Origin of the sequence: Burkholderia sp. Se-20378 (genome assembly GCF_017104665.1) — a bacterium.
GTDB classification, from domain to species: domain Bacteria; phylum Pseudomonadota; class Gammaproteobacteria; order Burkholderiales; family Burkholderiaceae; genus Burkholderia; species Burkholderia lata.
Window position 1 is genome coordinate 1 of the sequence record NZ_JAAGPG010000559.1, and the last position, 5,469, is coordinate 5,469.

Genomic DNA, 5,469 nt, shown 5'->3' on the forward strand with positions numbered 1-5,469 from the left:
GTCGCGCGCAGCAGCGGGCCGCGTGCGAGGTCGAACGGTTCGGCCGCATCGCGCTCGGCGAGACGCGCGGCTTGCGCGTCGCGGGCGGCAGGCGGCTGGTCGCGCAGGTCGATGTCGACGATCGACACCGGCAGACGCGCATGAATGCGCTGCATCACGACGCCGTCGTCATTGTCGACGAGCGTCGTGCGCCACGCTTCGTGGCGGCCGATCACGTGATCGAGCGCGCGCTGCAACGCAGCGCGATCGAGCGTGCCGTCGATCGTCCAGTGCGCGGCGATGTGATACGCGGCGCTCGCATCACGCGTTTGTGCGAGCACCCAGAAACGTTGCTGCGCGAGCGATGCGGCGCGATCGACGTGCGGCGCGTCCGATACGGCCGCTTCGGCCGGCGCGCGGCGCGCGGAAATGGCAGCCAGCGGTTCGCCGGTTTCGCGCTCCGCACGATCGACCGCTTCGGCCAGCTCGAAGAGCGCCGGATCGGCGAACAGCGTATCGAGCCGCAGGTTCACCCGTACTGCCGCGCGAATCGCGGCCTGCAACTGCATCGCGGCGAGCGAATCGGCGCCCAGCGCGAAGAAACGGTCGTCACGCGACGGCGTGACGTCGAGGCCGAGCAGCGTCTGCCAGAGGTCGGCGAGCTGCTGTTCGGTCGGCGTGCGCGGGGCGTCGCCGCTGCCTTGCGCGGTGTCGCGCGTGGCGGCGATCTTCTCGCGCAGCGCGGCACGGTCGATCTTGCCGTTCAGCGTGTACGGCAGCGCATCGCAGCGTACGAACCGGTGAGGCTGCCATGCTGCCGGCAGTTGCGCCGCCACGTGTGCTTTCAGCACCGCATCATCGGCTGCTGCACGCAGCGCGACGCACGCGATCAGCCGCGTCGGCCCGTTGCCGGTTTCGGCGACCACGGCCGCATCAGCCACGGCCGGATGCGAACGCAGGCACGCGGCGATCTCGGCGGGCTCCACACGCACGCCGCGCACCTGGACCTGGTCGTCGAGGCGGCCGAGGTAGTCGAATGCGCCGTCGTCGCGCAGCCGTGCGAGGTCGCCCGTGCGGTACACGCGCGCACCGGGTTCGCCGTCGGCATCGGGAATGAAACGTTCGGCCGTCAGCGCCGGACGGCCGTGATAGCCGCGCGCGACGCAAACGCCACCCAGCAGCAGCTCACCCACACCGTCGACTTCGCCGCCGTCGACACGCGCGACGCGCGGCCCGATCACGCGGCCGATCGGCAACGACGCATACGCATCGTCGGCGGCCAGCACGGGCGTCTCGCCCGGCTCGACCGGCCACAGCATCGGCGAGATCACGGCCTCGGTCGGCCCGTAGCCGTTGATCAGGCGCACCGACGGGAAGGTGCCGCGCACGAATTCGAATGCCTGCTGCGGCAGCGCTTCGCCGCCGAACGCGAGCACGCGCAGGGCCGGCGGCACGCCGTCGCGCGCGGCCACTGCCGCGAATTCGCGCAGGTACGCGGGCGGGAACGCGGCCACATTGATCGCTTCACTCACCAGCAGCGCATGCGCGGCATCCGGCGCAAACGGTTGCGGCGGCGCCACGACGATGCTCGCCCCCGTCGCGAGCGGCGCGAGCCAGCATTCATGCGCGGCGTCGAAATTGACCGACGCGAAATGCAGCAGGCGGTCGCCCGCCTCGATCGGCAACGCGGCAGCGAGCGCGTCGCAATGCGCGGCAAGCGGCCCGTGTTCGACGACGACCGCCTTCGGCGTGCCGGTCGAACCTGACGTATAGATCATGTAGGCGGCCGAACGCGGGTGGACGGCCACCGCCTCTTCATCGGCTGCAATATCCTGCCCGTCCGCCGCGCCGGCTTCAGCTTCCACATCAAACGCGTGTTCGAACGGCTTGCCGAGCGCCGCACGACCGGCCGCGTCGACGATCCCGTGCCGCAACTGCGCATCCTGGACGATCCAGTCGAGGCGCGCGGCCGGGTGACGCGGATCGAGCGGCACGAACACGCCACCCGCCTTCAGCACGGCCAGCAGCGCGACGAACAGTTCGCCCGAGCGCTCGACGCACACGCCCACCCGCACTTCCGCGCCGACGCCGGCCGCGCGCAGTTGCCGGGCCAGCCGCGACGCCCGCGCGTCGAGCGCGCCGCGCGACAGGCGCAAGTCATTCTGGAAAGGGACCGCGATGGCGGGTGCGTCGGGCGCGAGGCGCGCCAGTTCGCGGATTCGGTGATGCAGCGCAGTCGGGAAACTCGTCATGTGCGTGAAGTCCTTCGGTCCGGCCGCTTCGGCCAAGTCTCGGGGCCGCTTGGGGCGGCTTCACTGGTGTGACGAACGGCGCGGCCGATTTTTTACCGTTTTGTGCTCAAAGGCCGTGCGAACGCTTTTTTTGAACGCGCCGCTAAATATTTGCGCGGCCCGTTCGTCTATCAGGGAGGAAAGCCGGAACGGGGCCCCGCCTCGCCCGCCGCTTTCACGTCAGTTTTGCCGTTTCCGCGTTTTCGCTAGCCTTCCCTTTACCGACGTTGCCGATGACAGCCGCCCACGAGCCTTCTTCCCCGCCGTCCCTCGACGCCTCCCCCGGCCGCCCCGCGGCGCGCCTGATCCTTGCGCTGTTGCGCGAAAGCCGCGCGTCACTCGTGCTGGCGCTCACCGCGTGCGTGCTGAACGGCGTCGCGAGCGTGCTGCTCGTCGCGACGCTGAACCGAGCGCTTTCCCAACCGGGCGCGGCCGACGCGTCGCTCGCGTGGCGCTTCGCGCTGTGCGCGGTGATCGCGCTCGTCACGCGGATCGTGTCGGGCACGCTGTTCGCGCGCCTGTCGCAGGACACGATGGCGCGGCTGCGCGTGCATCTCGCGCGGCGCGTCGGCGCGGCCGAACTGCGCGACATCGAGCGGATCGGCGCGGCGCCCGTGCAGTCGGTGCTGACCGACGACGCCACCAACGTGTCGATGCTGTTCTTCGCGCTGCCGAACCTGGTCATGCACGGCTCGATCGTGTTCGGCTGCCTCGGCTACCTCGCGTGGCTGTCGTGGCCGGTGTGCCTGCTCGCGCTGGCCGCGATCATCGCCGGCTCGCTCGGCTATCACACCGGCGACCGCCGCGCGATCGCATCGCTCGAAGCGGCCGGCCAGGCGCAGGACCGCCTGTTCGGCTATCTCGGCTCGCTGTTTTCCGGCGCGAAGGAACTGAAGCTGCACGATGAGCGCGCTCGCCAGTTCGTCGACGGCCAGCTCGGCGCCGCGATCGGCGAGGTGCGCGACCACCGTCGCCGCGCGTTCAGCGCGTACGCGGTCGGGGTCGGCTGGATCATCTTCCTGTTCTACGTGTTCCTCGGCATCGCGTCGTTCTGGCCGCAGCTCGGCGTGCATGCTGATCCGGCCGCGGCCGCCGGCTACGTCGTCGTGTTCCTGTTCATGCTCGTGCCGCTCGACGGGCTGCTGAACAACCTGCCGACCGTCAACGCGGCCCGCGTGTCGCTCACGCGGATCGAAGGCGTGATGGCCGAATTCGGCGCGCTGCGCACGGTGCCGCCCGCAGCCGATGCACCCGACGTGCCGCCGGCCGGCGCCGTCACGCTGCGCGGCGTCACGCATGCCTACTTCCACGAGCGCGACGAACGGATGTTCAGCATCGGGCCGATCAACCTGACGATCCAGCCGGGCGAGCTCGTGTTCATCGTCGGCGGCAACGGCAGCGGCAAGACGACGCTGGCGAAGGTGCTGACGGGGCTCTACGAGCCGGAAGAAGGCACGATCGAGGTCGATGGCCGCGCGATCGGCTGGCGTGAACGCGCCGCATACCGGCAGCGCTTCAGCGCGGTGTTCAACGATTTCCACCTGTTCGATGCACTGCTCGGCATCGTCGATCCCGACGATCCGTCCCGCGCGCAGGCCGATGCACGTGCGAACGCGCTCGTCGCGAAGCTCGCGCTCGATCACAAGGTGAAGGTGGTGGACGGCGCATTCTCGACCCGCGCACTGTCGACCGGGCAGCGCAAGCGGCTCGCGCTCGTCGTCGCGTACCTGGAGGACCGGCCGTTCTACCTGTTCGACGAATGGGCGGCCGACCAGGACCCGTCGTTCAAGGCCGTGTTCTACGAGCAACTGCTGCCCGAGCTGCGTGCGCGCGGCAAGGCCGTGATCGTGATCACGCACGACGACCGCTACTTCGATCTCGCCGACCGCTTGCTGAAGCTCGACAACGGGCGCATCGTCAGCGACACGACGCCGGCCAGGTCGCACGCGCAGAATGGTGTCGACGCGCTGAGCGCGTAATTCGGCCGTCGATGGAAAAAATCGCCGACGCGCTGCCATGGCAGTGCGTCGGCGATTTTCGTTTCAGGAGGCAATGTGGCTGGCGCGTAGCGCGATCGCGGAACGCCTCGGGCGATTCACCGCGAATCCTGCGCACATGCCGCGGCCGACGTCGGCGAGCACGCTGCCCGACCGCAGCGCATCGCATCGAGCGCGACCGCCGGCCATGCGGCCAGGTCGAGCCGGATCGCCGCGCGGCGCGCGCAGGCCAACCGCACCGCCCTGCCCGTCGAAGTCGAAGCGGCGTCATCCGCCGATCGACCGCCGCGCACTCAACGCACGGCCGGCAGCTTCAGCATCGTATCGGTCATCACGTCGGCCAGTTTCAGCGCCGACATCGGCCCGCCGAACCCCCAGATATTGCGTTCGATGAGCGCGATCCGGTGTTCCTTCATCGCGGGCACGAAGCGCCACACCGGCGAATCGAGTTTCGCGGACAGCGGCACCTCCATCCCCGACGCGGTCACGAACAGCACGGCCAGCTCGCGCTGCCTGAGCAAATCGGCGGACGTCACGTACAGCGTGCCTTCCCGCGTCGGCTTGGTCGGCCACGAATCGAGCCCGAGCGCGCGTGCAAGACCCGCCGACGTGCTGTTGCCCGTATAGGCCCAGTAGCGGTCGGGCAAGCCGAGATCCTGCAGCAGCGCGACGCGTTCGCCCTTTCGGCCCGCGGCGGCGAGCCGCGCCGCATTGCGCGCGATGCCCGCATCGAGTTGCGCATCGACCGCCTGCGCACGTGCGTCGCGCCCCGTCACCGCACCGATCGTCCGGAAGATCTGCCGCATCCAGTCGAGCTGCGTGACCGGTACGCCGCCATCGGACACGTTCGGGCTGAACTGGAACAGGATCGTCGGCGCGATCCGGTCGAGCGCATCGAAAATCGGCGCATGGCGGAAGCCGACGCCGATGATCAGGTCGGGCTTGACTGCCGCGATCGCCTCGAGCCCCGGCTCCTGGCGCGAACCGATATCGGTCACGTTCGCGAGCCGGTCGCTTTGATAGCCGAGCCAGCCCGGATAGAACGCGGTATCGGCCATCCCGACCGGCACGAGGTCGAGTGCAATCACGCTTTCCGCGAACATGAAATCGAGCGCGACCACGCGTTGCGGCCGCACCGGCATCGTCGCGCTCGCCTGCGACACGACGGGATTGCCGGCCAGCGACACCGCGCCCGGCACACG

Annotated in this window: 3 protein-coding genes; 1 reads left to right on the forward strand and 2 read right to left on the reverse strand. The window is 69.7% G+C overall.

Annotated elements, in window-relative coordinates:
• Positions 1-2,231: non-ribosomal peptide synthetase (locus tag G3N93_RS33575; protein ID WP_206134897.1), on the reverse strand; the 2,231-nt coding region annotated here is incomplete at its 3' end.
• A 272-nt stretch (positions 2,232-2,503) separates the two neighbouring features.
• Here G3N93_RS33575 and G3N93_RS33580 point away from each other — a divergent pair.
• Complete coding sequence (locus G3N93_RS33580) at positions 2,504-4,249, forward strand: cyclic peptide export ABC transporter (protein ID WP_206134899.1); 1,746 nt, start codon at positions 2,504-2,506, stop codon at positions 4,247-4,249.
• Positions 4,250-4,560: 311 nt separating this feature from the next.
• Here the strand turns inward: G3N93_RS33580 and G3N93_RS33585 are convergent.
• Positions 4,561-5,469, reverse strand: a 909-nt coding sequence (locus tag G3N93_RS33585; protein ID WP_241026806.1) for an ABC transporter substrate-binding protein, incomplete at its 5' end; no start/stop codon positions are given.

Coding starts and splice junctions, on each gene's coding strand:
- G3N93_RS33580 (WP_206134899.1), top strand. CDS start 2,504: ATGACAGCCGCCCACGAGCCTTCTTCCCCGCCGTCCCTCGACGCCTCC.